Genomic DNA, 21,762 nt, shown 5'->3' on the forward strand with positions numbered 1-21,762 from the left:
TTCGTTCAGGCTTTTTTAATAGTGTCGTTATCGCACGGGCTAAATATCTTCAATATAAGCTTAAATAAACTAAGCAATTGGCAAATGATCACGCCCAGCTTTAACCACATTACTATCCCCTACTCGACTGTCGTTAAGGGCTATACCATAATTGTCACGACAATACTGGCATGGGCTCATGGTGTTAATTAACCGACCACGCTTACTGTACTTACGAATATAGGCATGAGAAATAGTGACATTTTGTTGAGTTAATAAACTGACATCTGCAACTTTATCTTTTAGATCAATAACAGCTGCATCCTCAGCACAATAACGATCATTAGCTCGCCCCCAACCAATAAACTCATTACCCACTTCATCAACATACTTTGCAGCAACCCATGGCCCACTATGATGACCTGTCGGCTCACCATTAGGTAAGTAAGAAGGTTTATTGGCAAGTTGATATGGAATTAATTCAAGTGGGTCATTAGGTGGTTGCTCACAGCTAACTTCAAGAGCCGATTGAGGCTGTTGTGTAACGAAGAAGTGATGGTTATGGCTTAACTTAACGTCACGTAATTTAGCTACTAGTTCTGCATTGGGTTTACGAGTATCGACTTCAACAATTCGTAATATACTTGCTTGGCTACCATTACGGGCGATTATTTTGTCACCCGTTTTTAATGATGCAGCGGTGACCCATTGTTTGTTGAAATTACTGAAGATATGAACTTGATCGACATACATTAGGGTGGTGATGTCATCTATGGTGTATTTAATTTCTAGCATGAACTCGTTGATTAAGTTTAGTGTTAAATGCTGAAAAGCATTTTAGCATTAAATACTCGACAGCGTTTACCTGCACGAATAAACAAGAGTGAATCAATACAAGCGAATCAAATTAAACCACTTTTGATGACAAGTACACTGCGCATCCTTACAGCCTAACAAAACGCAAAAACTATCACTATCACTTACAATAAGCTGAATCTAAATCGCTGAACGAGCCAAGCGCTGTCAATGAGAAACACACTAAAAGTCCGGTAAAGATAAATACAAGATTCAATAGCAATTTAGCGTGTCCTTTACCTCGATTAGGATTTAGAACATGCAAATAAATGGTTGCGTGAAGATTGAATTAATTGATTAAACTCAGACGCTGATTGAAGATGGTTCTCTACAAAATGTTGATCCAAAAAATATGGAAACTTATCAGCTTTATTAACCAATAACTGATAACGCGTAGTGGCATGTTGCACATACGGAGAGAAACTTGTCTGCTCAGCACCTTCACATTGCTCGGAATAAAGCGTTAATAGCTTAGATGCGATAGCAATTTCATTCGGATAATCATTTATCTCATCTTGAAGTTGAGCTCGGGTTGCTTGAAAACTTGCTAATCCGTATCCGCATACAAAAACAACCAATAACGACATTCTTTTCACTTATTTTTGATCCGTAATAAAAAGGAGAATCTGGCTATTCAAAAAACTGACTTAAATTAAGCAGCGGCCTCGATAAAGTCATAAATTGTATGCTTTAGGCACTAATAACCTTCTATGAGAATCTCTTTTATACTCCTTAACAATGGTCAAATGAAGCGCGTCGTTGTAATTCCACATTTTCTCCTTATTGTTTGCAGAGATTGACGAATTTGTGTATTTCACTTATCCATTATTGCTATGTAAATCCAATAAATCACAGTGTTCATATTGCAATTTTTTATTTCAGCACGTGTTAACTTCATTAAACTCGGATTTACTTTGCGCTATTTTATTTATGGCATAAAAAAACCAAACACAGGGTTTGGTTTTTTTTGCAAAGAAAACTGGCTTACAGAATATTAGGCCATTTTATTAGCTAATTGCATTAGCCAATCTTCTCTAAGCCACGCATATAAGGGCGCAATACTTCAGGGATCGTGATAGAACCGTCCGCATTTTGGTAGTTTTCGAGAATCGCAACGACAGTACGACCAACAGCTAAACCCGAACCATTTAATGTATGCAGTAATGTAGGCTTTTTATCATTAACGCCACGGTAGCGAGCTTGCATGCGACGAGCTTGGAAATCCTTCATGTTAGAACAAGAAGAAATTTCACGATAAGTATTTTGTGCAGGAAGCCAAACTTCTAGATCGTAGGTTTTAGCAGCGCCAAAACCCATGTCGCCAGTACATAAAATCATTGTGCGGTAAGGTAAGCCTAACCCTTGTAATACTTTTTCAGCATGGCCTGTTAACTCTTCAAGTGCTGCCATAGAATCTTCAGGCTTAACAATTTGAACCAATTCTACCTTGTCAAACTGATGTTGACGTATAAGGCCACGTGTATCACGGCCATATGACCCTGCTTCACTACGGAAACATGATGTTAATGCCGTCATTTTTAATGGTAAATCCGCTTCATCGATAATCGTGTCACGAACCATGTTAGTTAATGGGACTTCAGCAGTAGGAATTAAGCTTAGCCCTTGGCCTTCTTCAGTAGCAGGTTTTGTGTGGAATAAGTCTTCCCCAAATTTTGGTAGCTGACCTGTACCTAATAAGCTTTCTTCATTGACTAAAAGTGGTACATACATTTCAGTATAACCATGGTTTTCAGTATGAAGATCTAGCATGTACTGACCGACAGCTCGAGTTAAACGAGCAATTTGACCTTTCATGACAATGAAACGAGAACCGGTAATTTTAACGGCACTTTTAAAGTCTAAACCATCTAAGCCTTCGCCAAGATCTAAGTGATCTTTGATTTCAAAATCAAATTTAGTCGGCTCACCCCAAGTGCGAACTTCAACGTTATCATTTTCGTCAGCGCCTGCTGGTACTTCATCATCAGGTAAGTTAGGCATGCTCATCGCAATACCATTTAGCTCTGCTAATAACGCTGCTAGTTCTGATTTCTTCGCATCGAGCTGAGAACCTAAGTCACCCACTTTCGCCATGATTTCACTAACATCTTCGCCACGAGACTTTGCTTGACCAATGGATTTAGAGATTGCATTACGGGATGCTTGTAATTCTTCTGTTTCCACTTGTAGCGACTTACGTGTTTCTTCTAAAGCAGTTAAGCGGCTAACATCAAGGATAAAGCCACGTCGTGCTAAAAGCTCAGCTGTGACTTCAAGTTCGTTACGCAAAAATTTTGGATCTAACATGTTATATATTCTTAATAGTTAAATGCGAGAAAATACTAGCTGCTGACCGACATACACCATGAATATACATAGGATGACATTCAACAACACGTTGAGAATTGCTTTAATGAAGAGTCCCTCTTGCATTAGCAATAATGTTTCATTGGAAAAAGTCGAGAATGTGGTTAAAGCACCTAAAAGGCCAACTCCGACCATCGCTTTTAGCTCTGGGCTTAAATGCGAGGTTTCGAGACTAATGGCATATACAATGCCCATTATGAATGATCCCAATATATTGACCAACAGTGTACCAAAAGGAAAACTGCTTCCAAATAGCTGAAGCATTAAAATTGAAATAACATAGCGAAAAACTGCTCCAATAGAGCCGCCGAGTGCCACAAACATGATATTGGTCAAGCTAATCATATCGTTTTACCTCACTTGTTCTGTCAAGTTCAGCCAAATGGTCCAATTTATCTTTTATCCGTTTTTCAAAACCACGTTCTGTTGGATAGTAAAATTGGCTGTCTTGTAATGATTCTGGGAAGTAATTTTCACCTGGTGCATACGCGCCAGGTTCATCATGAGCGTAGCGATATTCTGCCCCCAATCCCATATTTTTCATTAGTTGAGTTGGTGCGTTTCGTAGATGATCTGGCACTGATTCATGGCCTGACTCACGTGCTAATGCTCTTGCGGCTTTAAAAGCAGTATAAACGGCATTACTTTTTGGGGCACTTGCCATATACACTATCGCTTGTGCAATTGCTCTTTCGCCTTCTGCAGGTCCCACTCGGTGGAAGCAATCCCAAGCGTTTAGCGCAATATTCATTGCCGTTGGATCGGCATTGCCGATATCTTCTGAAGCGATAGCTAGTAATCGTCTCGCAACATATAGCGGATCGCCGCCACCTTCCAATATACGGCAATACCAGTATAAAGCGGCATCAGGAGCAGAACCGCGAACTGATTTATGCACTGCCGAGATTAAATCGTAAAATTGATCGCCATTTTTGTCATAAGCCGCCATTTGATGCCCGGCAACTTGCGTCAACATGTCTGGTGTAAAACTGCCGTTATCGTCAACCAAGTCACTCATTAACTCTAATAAGTTTAATGCTTTTCTCGCATCGCCATCTGAAATGCTGGCTAATTGCTGCATCACGTCATCTGGCATAACAAAATGACGAGTCCCAAAGCCACGCTCTTCGTCTGTTAAGGCTTGCTGGATAATTGTAGCAATGTCTTGGTCTGAAAGTGGTTTGATTAAATAGACTCTTGCTCGTGATAACAACGCGTTGTTTAACTCAAATGAAGGGTTTTCAGTGGTGGCGCCAACAAAAATAACCGTGCCATCTTCAATAAAGGGTAAAAATGCATCTTGTTGGCTTTTATTAAAACGGTGTACTTCATCAACAAACAATAAAGTACGTTGGCCTCTACTTTGTGCCACGGCTTGAGCTTGTTCTATAGCTGCTCGAATTTCTTTTACACCAGACGTTACAGCAGAAATTCGCTCAACATGCGCGTTAGCATAATGGGCAACGAGCTCTGCTAGGGTAGTTTTACCCGTTCCTGGAGGCCCCCAAAGTAACATTGAGTGAGCACGGTTGGCTTCAAGAGCTTGCCTTAAAGGTTGACCTTCACCTAATAGGTGAGACTGTCCGACATACTCACTGATATCCCTTGGACGCATTCTAGCAGCCAATGGGCGAAAGTCAGGGGCAAAGTCAAATCCTAAATTAGCCACTATGATTTATCGCTCTGATTGACGCTGATCATCAATATCGACATCTGTAGGGATAACAAACTCAAACAACCCCTTTTCTTCTGTTGATACATTAGTTTGCTCGCTTAAAGCAAATTGACTATGATTACCTTGCTGATCAAGTAAGCTAAAATCACTAATGCCTGAATCGTTAAAGCACACAGTGACAGTCACAACAGACGTATCTAATGATTTTGGCTTAATCAAATAACACGCTTTACCAGACTCTGGTTGCACTTGGCTAACATGGTATTGTTGCCAGGTACTCTCATCTCGATGTACCAATAATGCGATTGGCGATGCTTCAACTGCATCAGCAAAATCCATTACCGTCACCTCTTCTGCAAACGGGTTATATATCCATAAATCAGAGCCATCAGCGACGATTAATGACTCATCAGGTTCAGTCAAATGCCAAAAGAATTTATTGGGGTATGCTAATGCAAAGATGCCACTACCACTTTGAATAACTTTGTCGTTAATATCTGTGACTTCTTGTGTAAAATTCGCTTTTAATGAATCAAGTTGTTCCAATTTGCTACGCAATGCTTGTGAATCATCTGCCATCACGTTAGCAGATAGCAACAAGGCTACCATTGAAATTACACCAACACTTTTTGTCATATTGTTTCCTACTACTTGTTTGAGGTGCAGAACGCTTATTACACACTACCTCATATCTGAGGTGCCATTGCCAATTAGGTTAATGTTAGCCTCTAGGCGGTGGTGGCGCTAATACTTCACGATTTCCGTTATGACCTTGTGTACTGACAATCCCCTGCGCTTCCATCATCTCGATGATTCTAGCTGCTCGGTTATATCCAATTTTAAATTTACGTTGCACACTGGATATTGAGCCACGACGCGTTTCAGTAACAAATGCCACCGCCTCGTCATAAAGTTGATCGGTATCGTCATCAGTCTCAGCTGTTTCACCTGGCAGTAATACTTGTTCACCTTCGCTTACGCCATTTAGAATTTCATCAACATATTGTGGTTTACCTCGAGCATGCCAATCAGCAACCACTTTGTGCACTTCGTGATCGTCAATAAACGCGCCGTGAACACGAATAGGAACGCTTGTCCCTGGTGGCAAGTAAAGCATGTCACCCATGCCAAGTAAGGTTTCTGCGCCTTGTTGATCTAAAATGGTTCGAGAGTCAATTCTTGAAGAAACTTGGAAAGCTATCCGTGTTGGAACGTTGGCTTTAATCAAACCAGTAATCACATCCACAGAAGGTCTTTGGGTTGCTAGTATCAAATGGATACCCGCAGCTCGCGCTTTTTGGGCAATACGAGCAATCAACTCTTCTACCTTTTTACCAACAATCATAATCATGTCGGCAAACTCATCAACCACAACGACTATTGAAGGTAATTTATCTAATTCAGGCGCTTGTTCATCCATGCTTTCCGATGATTTCCACAACGGGTCAACGATCGGAGTGCCAGCTTCTTTAGCCAGTTTAATCTTAGTGTTGTAGCCTTTAAGGTTACGTACACCCAGCGCCGACATTAATTTATAACGGCGTTCCATTTCCCCAACACACCAACGCAGCGCATTGGCTGCTTCTTTCATGTCGGTGACAACTTCACAAAGTAAGTGCGGAATGCCTTCATAAACCGACAGTTCCAACATTTTCGGGTCAATCATGATAAAGCGAACATCATCAGGACCAGATTTATAAAGGATACTGGTGATCATGACGTTCACACCGACAGACTTACCCGAGCCTGTAGTACCCGCCACTAATAAATGCGGCATTTTACCTAAGTCAACAACAACAGGGTCGCCCGCGATGTCTTCACCCAGCACCATAGATAAGTTCGACTGGCTTTCATCAAAGGTTTTACTGTCAAGCACATCTCGCATAAAGACCGTTTCACGGAATTTGTTAGGTAACTCTAAGCCAACATAGGCTTTTCCTGGAATGACCTCTACAACACGAACACTTTCAGCAAGTAAAGAGCGCGCTAAATCCTTAGAAAGGTTTGTAATTTTCGAGGCTTTAACACCTGGTGCAAGTTCAAGTTCAAACCTTGTCACAACCGGTCCTGGGAATACGCCAACCACGTTTGCGACAATGTTAAAATCAGCTAATTTAGTTTCAACAAGCCTTGCAACTATATCTAGCTCGTCTTTAGTTATTGGGTTTTCTTTACGATCGGGTACATCTAATAAACTGATACTCGGTAATGGCGGCATTGCCACTCTTGGCTGACTCGTGACCACTTGCGGCTCTTGACCAGGAATAACAATGATCCCCTCGGCAACATACGGTTTTTCAGCTGAGCTTGCTTGAACGGGGGCGCTTTCAGTAGAAGCCACAGAATCTGATACCGAGTCTGATTGCTGGTTTTTAACCGCAGCAGCCATAACCGTTGCACCAATAGACGTCGTACGTTCAAACTCATCGCCAAATTCAGCAACACTGTTTTGTTGGTTCTGTTGAGTAAGATCAACCGCTGGTGCATCACCTGTTGCGGCCCACGCTGGCGTGTCATCAGCTACAATAGCGTCATTTGTGTTTAATTGAGGTTCGACTCTGCCCTGCTCATTTATATTTGCCTGAGCCTGCTCTGAGTCATTCAAATATTCGTCATCTAAAGCATCATTTACTTGTTGACGACGTGGTGAAAGTTTAGATTTTAAACGCGAGAAAACCGAAGGTTTATCTTCGCTATTATCTTCATCAACGTAAACGGAATCATGGTTTGATTGTTCGTTATCGGCGGTGAACTGAGGTTCTAGTTTTCCGCCATATTCACGTGTCGTTGCAGGGTTAATTTGATTGTCGTCCTGACTTTCGTCATGTTGTGGTGCACTGAATTGCGTATTACCGTCAGCAGTGACATTGGCATTGTCACGACCTTGTTTGAATTTATCGACAACAGACAAGAAACCTCGCGTGTCTTCTGTTTCTGTATTTCCAGAAAAGTAGGTAGGCAAACTAATAATTTTTTTGACACACCATATCGTGCCATAACCTGTGCCTTCAATGACCGTGAGCCAGCTAATACCTGTCGCTAATGTAAAGCCTGCACCAATAAAGCAAAGCAACAAGAGTGTCGTGCCAAGATTATTAAAGTAAGGCAGCATAGCTTGGCCAATGACATCTCCCGCAACACCACCTGCTGAAAAAACATAAATATCATCAGCATTCATACTCGCTAACGCAGCTAAGGCTAATACCATAAGCATGAATCCAATGATTCTTAATCCAACCGAAAAGTAGTCAATTTCAAACAGTTTATGAGTTCGGTTAAATATGAACCAACCTGTTGCCGCAATAATGATGGGAATAAGGTAAGCAATAAAGCCAAAGAAGTAGAACAAGACATCTGCAGTCCACGCGCCCACAGCACCAGTTAAATTACTGATTTCCCCTTGATAATGGGACTGGCTCCAGCCTGGATCATTCGGGTCAAAGCTACTTAAAGCTAAAAGGATATATGTTGCTGTCATGCAACAAATGATTAGGCCACCTTCAAGAAGACGCTGTAGGCCACTAAGTGTTTGAAGACTATTTCCCTGAGACAAACGAAAACACCTGAATATGAATTAAATAAGAATGATAACAATAACAGAATATCATTGACGTTGCAGTGATTATGCAATGCTTGAAAGCCAAGCTCAACCTAATGTTTTCATATAGATGCCTGCATAACCAATATTTAATTAACAAAGCGATTTTGGAGTAAAAAGTAAGCAATTAAGGCTATAAAAAAGCCAAGAAGTGGGATTTTAGATAAAAAAATAAAGGGCAACGCCCTTTATTTTATTTGGTCAGAAAGTTTAGTAGCTATCTGCTAATAAATTTAATGCGACTTTATTAGTTTGTTTGACTTCTTCCATGACCACGTAAGTACGAGTATCAGAAACTGATGGCAACTTAAGTAGTGTCTCACCTAATAAACGACGATATGCCGACATGTCAGATACTCGAGTCTTCAATAAATAATCAAAGTCACCAGAAACTAGATGACACTCTTGAATATCATCTAACAACTGAACAGCTTTGTTGAAGCGCTCAAAAATATCGGGCGTATCTCGTGTTAACGTGATTTCCACAAAGACAAGTAAAGATGCACCAAGATAATGCGGGTTAACTAATGCTGTATAGCCATTAATGTAACCTTGTTTCTCAAGACGCTTAACTCGCTCTAAACAAGGAGTAGGACTTAACCCAACTCGCTTGGATAACTCCACGTTTGATATGCGACCATCAACTTGAAGTTCATTGAGGATATTACGGTCAATCCGATCTAAATCTTTTACAGAATTTTTTTTATTATTTGCCATATTATTAACCTTGCTTTAGCACAAAAACAACATATTCATCTTTTAATGTGTAAAGTTTAGCAGCATAAACTGCGTCTAGGGCACTATACTAGACTTCCCTGAAATAAGCACGTTCAGGCGACCGAATATAATAACAATTGAGATGTCGACACCGACAAATTTAAATAGAGGCACAAAATGATTATTGGTATCCCTACTGAAATCAAAAACCACGAGTACCGTGTAGGTATGGTTCCTTCAAGCGTTCGTGAATTAACGATTAAAGGCCATGATGTATTCGTTCAATCTAATGCCGGTATGGGCATTGGCTTTACCAACCAAGATTATATTGACGCTGGTGCTTCTATCTTAGAAACAGCTGCTGAAGTCTTTGCTCAGTCAGACATGATTGTCAAAGTAAAAGAGCCGCAAGCTGTTGAACGCGCTATGCTTCGTGAAGATCAAATCCTATTTACTTACTTGCATTTAGCTCCGGATATGCCACAAACAGAAGACTTAATTAAGAGTAAGTCTGTCTGTATCGCATATGAAACTGTCACTGATGATCGTGGCGGCTTACCGTTACTTGCTCCAATGTCAGAAGTTGCTGGACGTATGTCGATTCAAGCTGGTGCACGCGCACTTGAAAAGTCTTTAGGTGGTCGCGGTATGTTACTTGGTGGTGTTCCAGGTGTTGAGCCAGCTAAAGTCGTGATAATTGGCGGCGGTATGGTTGGCACTAATGCTGCGCAAATGGCTGTGGGTATGGGCGCAGACGTTGTTGTGCTTGATAGAAGTATCGATGCCTTACGTCGTTTAAACGTTCAGTTTGGCTCTTCAGTTAAAGCGATTTACTCAACAGCTGATGCAATTGAACGTCATGTTCTAGAAGCTGATCTTGTTATTGGTGGTGTCCTAGTTCCTGGCGCTGCAGCCCCTAAATTAGTGACTCGCGACATGATTTCACGCATGAAAACAGGTAGTGCGATTGTCGATGTAGCTATTGACCAAGGTGGTTGTGTTGAAACGTCGTACGCAACAACTCACCAAGAGCCAACTTACATTGTTGATGATGTTGTTCATTACTGTGTTGCCAACATGCCTGGTGCCGTTGCACGTACATCAACTTTCGCACTCAATAACGCTACACTGCCTTATATCATTAAGTTAGCGAACTTAGGTTACAAAGCAGCGTTATTAGACGACAAGCATTTATTAAATGGCTTAAACGTTATTCATGGCAAGCTTGTCTGCAAAGAAGTTGCAGAAGCATTAGAACTTGAATTTACTGAGCCTAAAAGCATGCTAGCGTAAACAATATCAGCTTGATTTAGTTGATTAAATCATATTTAAAAGCCGCTGATTAAGCGGCTTTTTTTATTTCCTCACCGGTTAGACCCAAGCTAAACACGTCTTACTTTTTATTCCCAAATGCATAAACTTCTCAATTTTCAAACACGTTAAATGCCGTTAAAAAGCGCGTTTAATGCACTCCACGTACACACAAAACAATGCTTTAATACGCAATATAAAGTGCATCAATTTGTATCAATCGTTTGTTTTACACTCAGCTAACACGTGTTAACCTTTTTATTAGCTATTGCTTAAGTAAATAATTTGATAATTCTGCTCTTGACAGCATTTTTAGTGTTTTTTGTTTAAGCGTTTAAAGGATACCTTGTAAGTCAATGCTGGTAAGGGTTTCAAAAAATACAACAAATAAAACACGCCAAATCATCACGTTAATCACCCTAATAGTGTTTTCTACTGAGTTAGTTTTTTTGAACAGTATTTTAAACTGTTGGAAAAATGACTGATTTTAATTACAATTTGGACTCATTTTAACCATTTCAGTGATTAAGTTATGTGGCTACAAAAGCAAGTACAACTCGCATCAAAAACACGTGGATTTCATATCGTCACAGACGAAATCCTCAATCAAATACCCGAACTTAATCAGCTGAAAGTTGGTTTAATGCATGTCTTTTTACAACACACTTCCGCTTCCATCACTATCAATGAAAATGCAGATCCAAGTGTAAGGCAAGATTTTGAATCTTACTTCAACCGTGTCGCTGCAGAAAATGAACCTTATTATATTCATACCTATGAAGGCAGTGACGACATGCCCGCTCATTTAAAATCTAGCTTATTAGGTTGCCAAGTAACGATACCGATTAAAAATGGCCAACTTGAGCTAGGCACCTGGCAAGGAATATATCTTGGAGAACACCGTAACCATGGCGGACGTCGGCGTTTACTGGTTACTATAAATGGTGAGTAAGATGTCTGATAGTAATCGAAAGCGGTGTTATATCGATTTTAGAAGCCGACATATCACAGTTAAATAACATTAAGTATTAAGGGTTATCTAAGCTTAGTTTATTTCAGTATTTATTTTAGTCAGCTTAAGAGCAAAACTGTTTTTCAACTAATGCCAAAAACTCCCTTTGCGGCATTGGTTTATAAAAAAAGTAACCTTGAATATCGTCGACTTTTTGCGTTTTAACGAAATCTAACTGAGTTTGTGTTTCAACGCCTTCAGCTGTAACAGTTAACTCTAAAGCATTACTCATACTCGCAATGGCTTCTACTAATGCTTTATGCCGTGCGCCCTGTTCAATTTTTTGGATAAACGCTTTATCAATTTTTATCTGATCGACTGGGAAGTTGGCAAGATAAGATAACGATGAGTAACCAGTGCCGAAGTCATCGACCGATATTTTAATTCCCCACTCCCTTAATCGTATGAGTAAGTTTTCAATATTTTGATGCTGGTCCATCATTAGCGACTCGGTAATTTCCAAGGTTAATAACTCAAACGGAAATGCGGTCTTGCATGATTGTTCACTGCAGGATTTGATTGAATCAATAAATTGATGTTGTAACTCATCATTTAAGAATTCGCAGGTCGATACATTGACCGACAGTGCAATAGGCGTATTTTGTTCAACAAATTGATTAATTAGCTTGATGGCTTTTTCTCTAACCCACTTTCCAATTGGTACGATTAAACCCGAATGCTCAGCTATAGGAATAAACTCCTCCGGTGACACAAACTCACCGTGAAGCTTCCAGCGCAATAAAACCTCAGCCTTAGCAATATGAGTATTTTGCGTCGACACTATTGGCTGAAAGTACAATTCAAAGCCTTGCTCATTTAATGCCTTAGTCATCTCCATTTGCAAATAAGCGGTACGTTCAGCATTTTGCTGCATTGTCTTATTAAAAAACTGATAACCGTTACGACCGGTTAACTTAACGTCATACATCGCTTGGCTGGCACAATTGACCAAAGATTCAACAATGGTAGAGTCTTCAGGGTAACGAGAAATACCAATACTAATAGAGGGGTGAACTTGTTGATTATCAATATTAATTTTATCAGTCACCACTTGGTTGATATCTTTGGCAATGCTGATTAAATCTGAGGTAGAGATTTTGCCAGGAATGAATAAACCAAATTCATCACCCGCGATTCTAGCTAATAAGCCATTTGAAGGAGCGACATTGGCTAAACGGTTTGATACTTCTTTTAGCAATACGTCGCCATTTTCATGTCCCAAACTATCGTTAATCTGTTTGAAATTATCAATATCCATTAACAGAACACTACAAGCCGCCCCTTTTTGATGGGTACGCTCTATTTGCCAAACATAGTCATAGATTTTATCTAAGAAACAACGACGATTAGCTAAACTCGTTAATGCATCGTTATTTGCTTGAAAATGAATCAAACGATTAGCATTTTTGTGCTCGCTAATGTCAGTAATAAGCCAAGAAAAACAATTCTGTTCACCATGATAATCCCTAAAAGTGGTGACCGTAACATCAGCATCAAAAGTTTGCCCATTTCGCTTATAAGCAAGTAACTCACCTTGCCAAGTATTGCCACGATGAATGTTCTTCAGCATTGACTCCAGTACTACCGGATCGGATTGCTCAAAAAAAACATTAGGATCGAAACATTGCTTGTCAGCAGTAAAGTCTCTCGTGATGGTTTTGAACATAGGGTTAACGGACAAAATTGAATGTTCATCATTGGTGATAATCAAGCCCATTGGCAGTTTATTAAATATACGGCTAGTTAATCGTTGTAAATGCAGCCCCTGACTACGCTCTATGGCAAGGCTGCCAAGCTTTGCAGCTTCTTGGATTAACTCAAGATCAACGCCAGCAGGAGATTTAATCGTATCGTAATACATGGCAAAAGTACCAAGTACATTGCCATGGGTATCGATAATAGGCTCTGACCAACACGCTTTTAACCCAGCTTTAAGCGGTAGTTCTTTATAGGCGGCCCAATTGGGGTGATTTGCAATATCTTCAACAATGACACGTTTTTTGGTTGCTGCAGCGGCGCCGCATGAACCAACATCAATACCGATTTCAACACCATGAATTGCTTGATTATATTCTTCAGGTAAACTTGGAGCAGCACCAGTCAGTAATCTTTTTTTATCATTGCTTAGCAATAATACTGAGGCTTTAGTACCGATTTTTTGCGCTTCTATGGAAAGCACTAATGAATGGAGGATTTCTCTGAGTGGTGACCCATCTAAAACCATAGAAAGTATCGTACTATAACGCACGATACTTGATGAACGATGACTTAGTACGGCATGTTCTTCAATATTCATTGGTTGATATTGGGCACTTTCCATAGAGCTCCTTAGCATTACAGCTAGCCTACAATACTAGTTTTTATTTTTGATTTACTCTTGAGATTATTCATAAAAACAAAGAAGATCAACCAAAGTATTACTAAAATTTAACATCTCCATCTGGGACAAACACCTAGCTAGTATGATTATCTTACAAAAATATGCTTTGGTATATTTTGTTCTTAGAACAACAAAAAAAGCAGTAATGTCTGCTGACATGACTGCTTTCATAACTTGTTTTAAATTAAAACAACTGAGTTTACGCTTCGCTAACGCGTTCCATTCTCGCTAAGTAAAAACCATCAAACCCGTGCTCTGAAACTAAAATCTCTTCATCATTGATAAAGCTAAAATGCGGGTTAGCGGCTAAAAATGCATCGACTTGGTTACGATTTTCATCAGGCATAATTGAGCAAGTTGCATAAACCAATATACCGCCAACTTTCACCATTCTGCTGTAGCTTTGCAAAATATCTTTCTGTAACTCCATTAGAATAGGTAAACGTTCAGGCGTATCTCGCCATTTTGCATCTGGATTACGTTTTAATACACCTAAACCAGAGCATGGTACGTCTAACAGTACGCGATCAGCCGTTAATTTTAGGCGTTTAATTGTTTTACTGCTGGCAATAATTCGAGTTTCAACATTGTGAGCACCAGCTCTTCTAGCACGTGCTTTTAAATTGTCGAGTTTCCATTGTTCAACGTCCATTGCTAGCAAACGGCCTTTGCCTTGCATTTGCGCTGCAATATGTAAGGTTTTACCACCAGCGCCAGCGCAAGCATCTACAACACGCATCCCCGGTTTAGCGTCGACTGCTGCTGCAACTAATTGAGAACCTGCATCTTGTTGCTCAAAAAAGCCTTCTTTGAACGCTGCCGTTTTAAATAATGCTGAATCAGATCGCACTTCTAATGCACTCTCAACACCTTCGACTTCGTTGGTTGCTACCAGCTCTTTTGTCAAACGTTGCTTTAACTCTTCTCGACTCGCTTTTAAACTATTCGCGCGAATATAACGTTTTGGAGGCATTGCTAATGCAGCACGCTCAGCTGGCCATTTTTCGCCAAGTTGCGCAGCGCCAATGTCATCTAACCATTCAGGACAACCATCCCACAGTGCTGGTTTAGTTTTCGCTTCAGCGAGTTTCTGCGCAAAATCGTCTTGATCAACGGGTAAAGCATATTCCATTTTCGGCAAATCTAATTCATGAAACAAATGCCAGCCATTTAATAATTTCGAGCCCATACGTTCGATATCGGAAGCTTGTATATCTACAAGTTCACAATATAAGTTTAGTCGACGCAGGATATCGCCCGTTACCGTTGTAATTCGCGCAAGCTCTGCTGGCGGTAATTGACGGCCTGAGAAATTGTGAGAGTATGCTCTATCTAATGGTTTACCATCAGTTAACACCATGGTTAGCACATCGATTACCAGCTCAGAAGAACTGCCAGAAAGTGGAAAAGTCAGCATTGAAAATCTCACAGAATTATGGAAAAGAAATTTATATAGGAAAAGCGGATGGATCATAGGAGCTATCAGGCTGTAGCGCAAGTATTGATTATGATTTATCAGGCTTTAAGCCGAATTAACAAGGCCTAAGTAGAAAACTAAAAAGCAGCCATAAGGCTGCTTGTTAGTTACGACATAATTATCTAACTGAATTATGACATCTGAGAGCCTTTAGCACCGTAAAATACGATAAAAGCATAACAAACTACAGGCAATATAAATGCTGGTTGAATGCCCATTGAATCAGCCATGACACCTTGCAATAAAGGAATGATTGCACCACCAACAATAGCTAAACACAATATACCACTGCCTTGTGACGTGTGCGGCCCTAAATCTCTTAGTGCTAAACTGAAAATGGTCGGGAACATAATTGAATTAAATAACCCCACGGCTAAAATGGCATACATGGCAACTTCACCGCTGGTATACATTGCCACTAACACCAATATTGCGGCAACCAAACCATTAAAGGCTAATACTTTACCTGCAGCAATTTTTTGCATTACAGCTGAGCCGATAAAGCGCCCTACCATAGCTCCGCCCCAATAATAGGTAATGTATTTAGCAGCATCAGCTTCTTGTAAGCCAACAATGTGCTCTTCACCTAAAAAGTTAACTAAAAAGCTACCAATAGAGACTTCAGCACCAACATAAACAAAAATACCCACTGCACCTAATACTAGATGTAAGCTTTGTACCGCACTGGTTTTGCCTTTATAGCTCACTTCACCTGTGGTTTCTTGTTCTACGTGCTCTTCAATAACGGGTAAAGACAGTTTGGCAAAAATAATTGCTAAAATGGCTAGAGTGGCCGAAAGAAACAGATACGGCATTTTAACGACTTCAGCTTCGGCTTGAGCATGACTCATTTCCCCAACCGCACCTGTAGCGACCGATAAAATCAAAATAGCGCCAAAGTATGGCGCAACTGTCGTGCCTAACGCATTGAAAGCTTGGGTTAAATTAAGACGGCTAGAAGCTGTTTCTTCGCTCCCAAGGGCATTTACATAGGGATTAGCAGCAACTTGTAAAATAGTAATCCCTGATGCCAATACAAAAAGTGCCCCTAAAAACAAACCATAAACGGCTAAGTCAGCTGCAGGGTAAAACAACGCACAACCGAAGCTTGCAATAACTAATCCAGTAACGATACCGCGCTGGTAGCCTAGTTTTTTGACTAACTTACCCGCAGGTAAAGACACTAAAAAGTAAGCACCAAAAAAACAGAACTGGATTAGCATAGCTTCGGTATAGCTTAATGAAAATACAGCCTTTAAGTGCGGGATTAAAATGTCGTTAAGACACGTTATAAACCCCCACATGAAAAAGAGTGAGGTCAGCGAAACCAATGCAAACCGGTATTTTCCATCACCTGAATGGCTAACGGTCGTATTAGAACTAGAGATAGTAGAGGCCATATTCTTGTTACTCTTGTTATTGTGTAATGGTTGTTAATTGAATATATGAACAGCGATCGTGAGATCGCTATTTAAGATTTAATCAATCACAGCGAAGAAACAGTTAAATGCATCGAGAGAAACGCTATTGTTTTTATCTACAACTGCACTCGCCAAACCATGGTCAGTAATGACTTGTTTAATTGTAAAGTTCGAAACATCAAACTCGTGAGTTTTATTTGCCAGGTTAAATACCACTAACAAGGTTTGTGTTTCGAAATGACGTGTGAAAGCAAGAATAGGTTCACTGCTATCAATAAACTTAATGTCACCTGCAATTAATGCAGGGAAATCTTTGCGCCAGGCTAAGAAATGACGATATGCGTGTAAAGTTGAATTGCTATTTTGTTCCTGAACATCGACAGCTAACTGTTTGTGGACATCAGGTATGGGTAACCATGTTTGCTTACTTTGACTGAACCCTGCTTGCAAATGGGCATTATCCCAAGGCATAGGCGTACGACAACCATCTCGACCTTTAAACATTGGCCAGAATGTTATACCGAACGGGTCTTGTAATTGCTCATATTCAATAGGCGCTTCAGTTAAGCCCAGTTCTTCACCTTGGTAACTACACACACTGCCGCGAAGTGAAAACAACAAGCCATTTAGCATTTTGACTAAGTCAGGGTTCGCTTCACCTTTGCCCCATCGTGTCGCAACACGTTGAACATCATGATTACCAATAGCCCAACAAGGCCACCCATTTCCAATACTGGCTTCTAACTCTTCAACAGTTTGACGTATATAAGCAGCACTGAAATCATTGGTGAGTAATTCAAAGCTATATGCCATGTGTAAACGATCGTCACCTTGAGTATATTCTGCCATCGTCGCAAGCGAATCTTCAGATGAGACTTCACCTAAGGTCACTGCACCAGGGTACTTGTTGATCAATGCACGTAAGTCTTCGATAAAACCAACCGTTTGTGGGCGAGTGTTATTATAATAATGGTACTGATACGCGTAAGGGTTATCTTCGCTGAAGCCTCGGCCTTGGCGTTGATCTTTAGGTTTTGCCGGGTTATCTCGAAGTTGTTCATCATGGAAACAGAAGGTAATGGCATCTAAACGGAAACCATCGACGCCTTTTTTAAGCCAAAACTCCACATTATCTAGAACCGCTTTTCTCACTTCTGGGTTATGAAAGTTAAGATCTGGCTGACTTTTAAGAAAGTTATGCAAATAATACTGCTGACGACGTGGTTCCCACTCCCAAGCACAACCACCAAAAATAGCTAACCAGTTATTAGGTGCCGTTCCATCCTCTTGTGGATCTGCCCAAACATACCAATCCGATTTATCATTATCACGGCTTAATTTACTTTGCTTAAACCACACATGTTCATCTGAGGTATGACTCAATACTTGATCAATAACCACTTTAATATTTAATTTGTGCGCTTTGGCGATTAACTCATCAAAGTCATTCATGGTGCCAAACATAGGATCAACATCGAGATAATCACTAATGTCGTAACCAAAGTCTTTCATTGGTGACTTAAAAAAAGGAGATATCCATATCGCATCAACATTTAAGCTAGCAATGTAATCAAGTTTCGCAATAATTCCCTGTAAATCGCCTACTCCGTCGCCATTGGAATCCATTAAGCTTCGTGGATACACCTGGTATATCACTCCACCGCGCCACCATGATAACTGACTCATTGCACACCCTCTGTAATAAGAGAATTAACTATTAACCAACTTAGACATAGTTAACTCTTTGTTGCGACCCAGTAACGAGCCGTCATTATTATTTAATTGACTCGAGGATACGTGAATATGGAAATCAGGTTCAATAGAGCTGCATACGTATGCAAAGAATTAATACAAATTTTTAAAATACAAAACCACAAGTTAAGTGCTACAATTCAACAACTTAATTAATCAGCAACAAGACTTTTGAATGTTAATTAAAAGTAAAAAAACGGTCTTTTTTAGCCTGCATAACCTTTGAATACGTATGCATAACGTTGTCGTAGAAAGAATGCTAGGAGTAGTATCTTCACTGTTCCGCAACAAAACGGACATATACCTCAGCGCTTATGCAGTCATTTAAGCAAGCTGAAGGAAATACTATAAAGACTGTAAATATAAATAATAGAAATCTAGCAGCTCAACCTTACACATTAATTAAGGGCTGCTGGCCATTCAGAAGGGGAAAGATGGATGTCGCTATTTAAACCAAGCTTACTAACGTTAGCAATGGTTGCTGCCAGTACAAGTATGTACGGTTACGCAGCTGAAGCAGAAGAAGGCACAACTGCAGATGAATCAATTGAGGTGTTAAAAGTCACCGGTATTCGTCGAAGCTTACAAGAATCTCAATCATTAAAAATGTCTTCTTCATCAATTGTTGAAGCGATTTCAGCTGAAGATATCGGTAAATTACCTGATGTCAGTATTGCAGAATCACTTGCACGTCTGCCTGGTGTATCAGCACAGCGTCTTGATGGCCGTGCTAACGTTATCTCTATTCGTGGTATGGGTCCTGACTTCACAACTGCAACATTAAATGGCCGTGAACAGGCTTCTGTTAACGACAACCGTGGTGTTGAATTCGACCAATACCCTTCTGAATTATTAAACCGTGTTGTGGTTTATAAAACGCCAGATGCATCAGTAATGGCTCAGGCTATCGGTGGTACAGTCGATATGCAAACCATTAGTCCGCTAGCACACGGCGAGCAAACATTCGCAATTGGTTTACGTGGCGAAATGAACGATCTTGGCGCATTAAATAGCGGCTCAGATGACACTGGTTACCGTGGCAGCATTTCATACATTGACCAATTTGCAGATGATACTATCGGTATTGCATTAGGTTACGCTCGTATGGTGTCACCTAACCAAGAAGAACGCTGGCAGGCTTGGGGTTACCCTGAAAATGATGCTGGTGATAGTGTGTTAGGTGGTGCTAAGCCATTTGTTCGTTCATCAGAGCTTGAGCGTGATGGTGTTCTAGCGGTATTCGAATATGCTCCAAATGATTTTTACCACACAACGGTTGATCTTTATTACTCAAAATTTACTGATGATCAGCGATTACGTGGTATTGAGATCCCAGCAGCATGGGGCGCTAATGGCGGTGTTGAAGCCACTAATACTGAAGATGGTTTGGTAACTGAAGGCATCATTCGTGGCGCTGAAGTTGTTGTTCGTAATGACGTCAATAAGCGTGATGCTGAATCTTTATCTGTAGGGTGGAATAATAAATTCTTCCTAAATGATAACTGGTCTGTTGAAGCTGATGTTGCTTTGTCAAAAGCAGAACGTACCGATATCGGTATGGAAAGCTACAGTGGTACAGGTCGTGGTACTGGTGTTGGTACTGTTGATGATTTAGGCTTCGCCTACAATGGCAGTGGTGGTTATAACTTCACTCACAATTTAGATTACTCAGATCCAAACGTTATCAAACTAGGTGATCCACTTGGTTGGGGTAGCCCGTTAGGCGCAAACACTCAAGACGGCTTTATTAACAAACCAGAGATTGAAGATGAATTAAAATCTTTCCGTTTGAGTGCTGAATATGTATTTGATGATGGTGCATTCCGTAGTATTGAATTTGGTGTAAACCGTACAGACCGTGACAAAACCAAGTTAGACAAAGGTTACTACTTAACCTTAAAAGGTTATGACGGTACAGACCCAAACTATGTAATGACAGTACCTGATCAGTATTTACTGAGCCCTACTTCTCTTGATTTCTTCGGTATGGGCGACGTATTAAGCTATGATTCTCTAGCTTTTTATAACGACGGTAATTACACAGAAACTGATGTAGCAAATGTTGACTTATCTCGTGCCACAAACTCTTGGGGCGTTTACGAAGAGATTTCTACTGCTTACATTATGGCTAATATTGAAAGCGAGTTATTTGACCTACCACTAACAGGTAACTTTGGTATCCAAGCTGTACATACAGATCAAACTTCAGACGGTACTGTTGCAACAGTTGAAAACGGTGAAGTAGTTGTTACTCCACGTACGGCTGGTGACGATTATTTAGAATGGTTACCAAGCGTCAACTTAGGTTTAGAAGTTGCTGAAGGACAAATGCTTCGTTTTGCAGCTGCACGTACATTAACTCGTGCACGTATGGACAAAATGAATGCAAACGTTAACTTTAGCTACAATGAAAACCCTAATGACGGAGTAAACTGGTCTGGTGGTGCAGGTAATCCTGAGCTTCGTCCATGGTTAGCTCGTCAATACGATTTGAGTTATGAAAACTACTTCAGTGATCAAGGTTACTTTGCCATAGCAGTATTCTATAAAGATTTAGAAAACTATGTCTATGACCAACAGTCAGCATTTGATTTCAGTACTATCTTGCCGCAAAACCCAGGCGATAACCCTATTGGCATCGTAACTCAGCCACAAAATGGTGACGGTGGTTATGTACAAGGTATCGAGGCTTCTTTCTCACTAGATTTTGGCTTCTTTGCTGATGCATTAACAGGTTTTGGTACTGTTATGAGTGGTTCTTATAACGACAGTGAAGTAAAAGAAACACCAGACAGCGATCCTACTACTTTACCAGGTCTTTCTGAGAAAACATTTAATGCGACTGTGTACTACGAAAACTCTGGATTTGAAGCACGTGTTAGCTCTCGCTACCGTAGTGACTTCTTAGGTGAAGTCACCGCAATTAGTTTGACGCGTCAAAACGTGAACATCAAAGCTGAAACTGTTGTTGACGCTCAAGTGGGTTATGACTTCTCTGAAAGTGGTATTGATGCCCTTTATGGTTTATCTGTACTTTTCCAAGTGAATAACTTAACCAATGAGCCATTCACATCTTATACAGGTGAAGATGCACGTCATGTTCGTGATTATCAAAATTACGGTCGTAACTACATGTTAGGCGCTAACTATAAGTTCTAATTAAGACGCTTTTGTCTCGTTAGTAACATTGAAAGAGCCTCTGTAACCTGTTACAGGGG

General features: G+C 40.4%; 15 protein-coding genes. 3 read left to right on the top strand and 12 right to left on the bottom strand.

Features of this window, described 5'->3' with window-relative positions:
* Positions 1-69: 69 nt before the first annotated feature.
* The 8 genes from AB4128_RS02845 to lrp all read right to left on the bottom strand — a co-directional run bounded on the left by AB4128_RS02845 (position 70) and on the right by lrp (position 9,191).
* Positions 70-774, bottom strand: coding sequence for a hypothetical protein (locus tag AB4128_RS02845; protein WP_372036722.1), 705 nt, complete (start codon positions 772-774; stop codon positions 70-72).
* A gap of 305 nt (positions 775-1,079) precedes the next feature.
* Positions 1,080-1,421 (bottom strand): hypothetical protein, encoded by a 342-nt coding sequence (locus AB4128_RS02850; RefSeq protein ID WP_055026030.1) that lies wholly within the window; start codon positions 1,419-1,421, stop codon positions 1,080-1,082.
* 433 nt (positions 1,422-1,854) lie between these two features.
* Positions 1,855-3,141: a serine--tRNA ligase gene (gene serS / locus AB4128_RS02855; protein ID WP_055026029.1), complete on the bottom strand. Its 1,287-nt coding sequence runs from the start codon at positions 3,139-3,141 to the stop codon at positions 1,855-1,857.
* Positions 3,142-3,159: 18 nt separating this feature from the next.
* Positions 3,160-3,546, bottom strand: coding sequence for a fluoride efflux transporter CrcB (crcB, locus tag AB4128_RS02860; protein ID WP_372036725.1), 387 nt, complete (start codon positions 3,544-3,546; stop codon positions 3,160-3,162).
* Positions 3,539-4,816 (bottom strand): replication-associated recombination protein A, encoded by a 1,278-nt coding sequence (locus tag AB4128_RS02865; protein WP_372036968.1) that lies wholly within the window; start codon positions 4,814-4,816, stop codon positions 3,539-3,541. The genes crcB and AB4128_RS02865 overlap by 8 nt, the downstream gene beginning before the upstream one ends.
* Before the next feature lie 60 nt (positions 4,817-4,876).
* Complete coding sequence (gene lolA / locus AB4128_RS02870) at positions 4,877-5,512, bottom strand: outer membrane lipoprotein chaperone LolA (protein ID WP_065107998.1); 636 nt, start codon at positions 5,510-5,512, stop codon at positions 4,877-4,879.
* An 85-nt stretch (positions 5,513-5,597) separates the two neighbouring features.
* Positions 5,598-8,429: a DNA translocase FtsK 4TM domain-containing protein gene (locus AB4128_RS02875; RefSeq protein ID WP_372036727.1), complete on the bottom strand. Its 2,832-nt coding sequence runs from the start codon at positions 8,427-8,429 to the stop codon at positions 5,598-5,600.
* Between the two features lie 255 nt (positions 8,430-8,684).
* Positions 8,685-9,191 carry a leucine-responsive transcriptional regulator Lrp gene (gene lrp / locus AB4128_RS02880; protein WP_055026025.1) on the bottom strand — a complete coding sequence of 169 codons (507 nt, stop codon included), beginning with the start codon at positions 9,189-9,191 and terminating at the stop codon, positions 8,685-8,687.
* A gap of 177 nt (positions 9,192-9,368) precedes the next feature.
* On the opposite strand from lrp, the gene ald reads away from it, so the two are divergent.
* Entirely contained in the window at positions 9,369-10,484 is a 1,116-nt protein-coding gene (gene ald, locus AB4128_RS02885; protein ID WP_055026024.1) for an alanine dehydrogenase, read from the top strand.
* A gap of 550 nt (positions 10,485-11,034) precedes the next feature.
* Positions 11,035-11,454 carry a secondary thiamine-phosphate synthase enzyme YjbQ gene (locus AB4128_RS02890; RefSeq protein ID WP_065107996.1) on the top strand — a complete coding sequence of 140 codons (420 nt, stop codon included), beginning with the start codon at positions 11,035-11,037 and terminating at the stop codon, positions 11,452-11,454.
* 124 nt (positions 11,455-11,578) lie between these two features.
* On the opposite strand, the gene AB4128_RS02895 is transcribed toward AB4128_RS02890, so the two are convergent.
* From AB4128_RS02895 to AB4128_RS02910, 4 genes are all read right to left on the bottom strand, one after another.
* Positions 11,579-13,834 (bottom strand): EAL domain-containing protein, encoded by a 2,256-nt coding sequence (locus AB4128_RS02895; RefSeq protein WP_372036729.1) that lies wholly within the window; start codon positions 13,832-13,834, stop codon positions 11,579-11,581.
* 259 nt (positions 13,835-14,093) lie between these two features.
* The gene (locus tag AB4128_RS02900) at positions 14,094-15,311 is read right to left on the bottom strand and encodes an RsmB/NOP family class I SAM-dependent RNA methyltransferase (protein ID WP_372036731.1); all 1,218 of its coding nucleotides are present in this window, start codon (positions 15,309-15,311) and stop codon (positions 14,094-14,096) included.
* Between the two features lie 191 nt (positions 15,312-15,502).
* Positions 15,503-16,771, bottom strand: a complete 1,269-nt coding sequence (locus AB4128_RS02905) for a sugar MFS transporter (protein WP_080915822.1) — start codon at positions 16,769-16,771, stop codon at positions 15,503-15,505.
* A gap of 78 nt (positions 16,772-16,849) precedes the next feature.
* Positions 16,850-18,478: an alpha-glucosidase family protein gene (locus AB4128_RS02910; protein WP_372036733.1), complete on the bottom strand. Its 1,629-nt coding sequence runs from the start codon at positions 18,476-18,478 to the stop codon at positions 16,850-16,852.
* A gap of 504 nt (positions 18,479-18,982) precedes the next feature.
* Between AB4128_RS02910 and AB4128_RS02915 the strand changes: the two genes are divergently transcribed.
* On the top strand, positions 18,983-21,703 hold the full coding sequence (locus tag AB4128_RS02915) for a TonB-dependent receptor (RefSeq protein WP_372036734.1): 2,721 nt from the start codon (positions 18,983-18,985) through the stop codon (positions 21,701-21,703).
* Positions 21,704-21,762: the final 59 nt, after the last annotated feature.

This window comes from Shewanella sp. 10N.286.52.A9 (assembly GCF_041468985.1).
Classification (GTDB): domain Bacteria; phylum Pseudomonadota; class Gammaproteobacteria; order Enterobacterales; family Shewanellaceae; genus Shewanella; species Shewanella japonica.

Excerpts from the sequence above, each read along its gene's own strand:
- AB4128_RS02845 (WP_372036722.1), bottom strand. The coding sequence starts at position 774 with ATGCTAGAAATTAAATACACCATAGATGACATCACCACCCTAATGTAT.
- AB4128_RS02850 (WP_055026030.1), bottom strand. The coding sequence starts at position 1,421 with ATGTCGTTATTGGTTGTTTTTGTATGCGGATACGGATTAGCAAGTTTT.
- serS (WP_055026029.1), bottom strand. The coding sequence starts at position 3,141 with ATGTTAGATCCAAAATTTTTGCGTAACGAACTTGAAGTCACAGCTGAG.
- crcB (WP_372036725.1), bottom strand. The coding sequence starts at position 3,546 with ATGATTAGCTTGACCAATATCATGTTTGTGGCACTCGGCGGCTCTATT.
- AB4128_RS02865 (WP_372036968.1), bottom strand. The coding sequence starts at position 4,816 with ATGCGTCCAAGGGATATCAGTGAGTATGTCGGACAGTCTCACCTATTA.
- lolA (WP_065107998.1), bottom strand. The coding sequence starts at position 5,512 with ATGACAAAAAGTGTTGGTGTAATTTCAATGGTAGCCTTGTTGCTATCT.
- lrp (WP_055026025.1), bottom strand. The coding sequence starts at position 9,191 with ATGGCAAATAATAAAAAAAATTCTGTAAAAGATTTAGATCGGATTGAC.
- ald (WP_055026024.1), top strand. The coding sequence starts at position 9,369 with ATGATTATTGGTATCCCTACTGAAATCAAAAACCACGAGTACCGTGTA.
- AB4128_RS02890 (WP_065107996.1), top strand. The coding sequence starts at position 11,035 with ATGTGGCTACAAAAGCAAGTACAACTCGCATCAAAAACACGTGGATTT.
- AB4128_RS02895 (WP_372036729.1), bottom strand. The coding sequence starts at position 13,834 with ATGGAAAGTGCCCAATATCAACCAATGAATATTGAAGAACATGCCGTA.
- AB4128_RS02900 (WP_372036731.1), bottom strand. The coding sequence starts at position 15,311 with ATGCTGACTTTTCCACTTTCTGGCAGTTCTTCTGAGCTGGTAATCGAT.
- AB4128_RS02905 (WP_080915822.1), bottom strand. The coding sequence starts at position 16,771 with ATGGCCTCTACTATCTCTAGTTCTAATACGACCGTTAGCCATTCAGGT.
- AB4128_RS02910 (WP_372036733.1), bottom strand. The coding sequence starts at position 18,478 with ATGAGTCAGTTATCATGGTGGCGCGGTGGAGTGATATACCAGGTGTAT.
- AB4128_RS02915 (WP_372036734.1), top strand. The coding sequence starts at position 18,983 with ATGTCGCTATTTAAACCAAGCTTACTAACGTTAGCAATGGTTGCTGCC.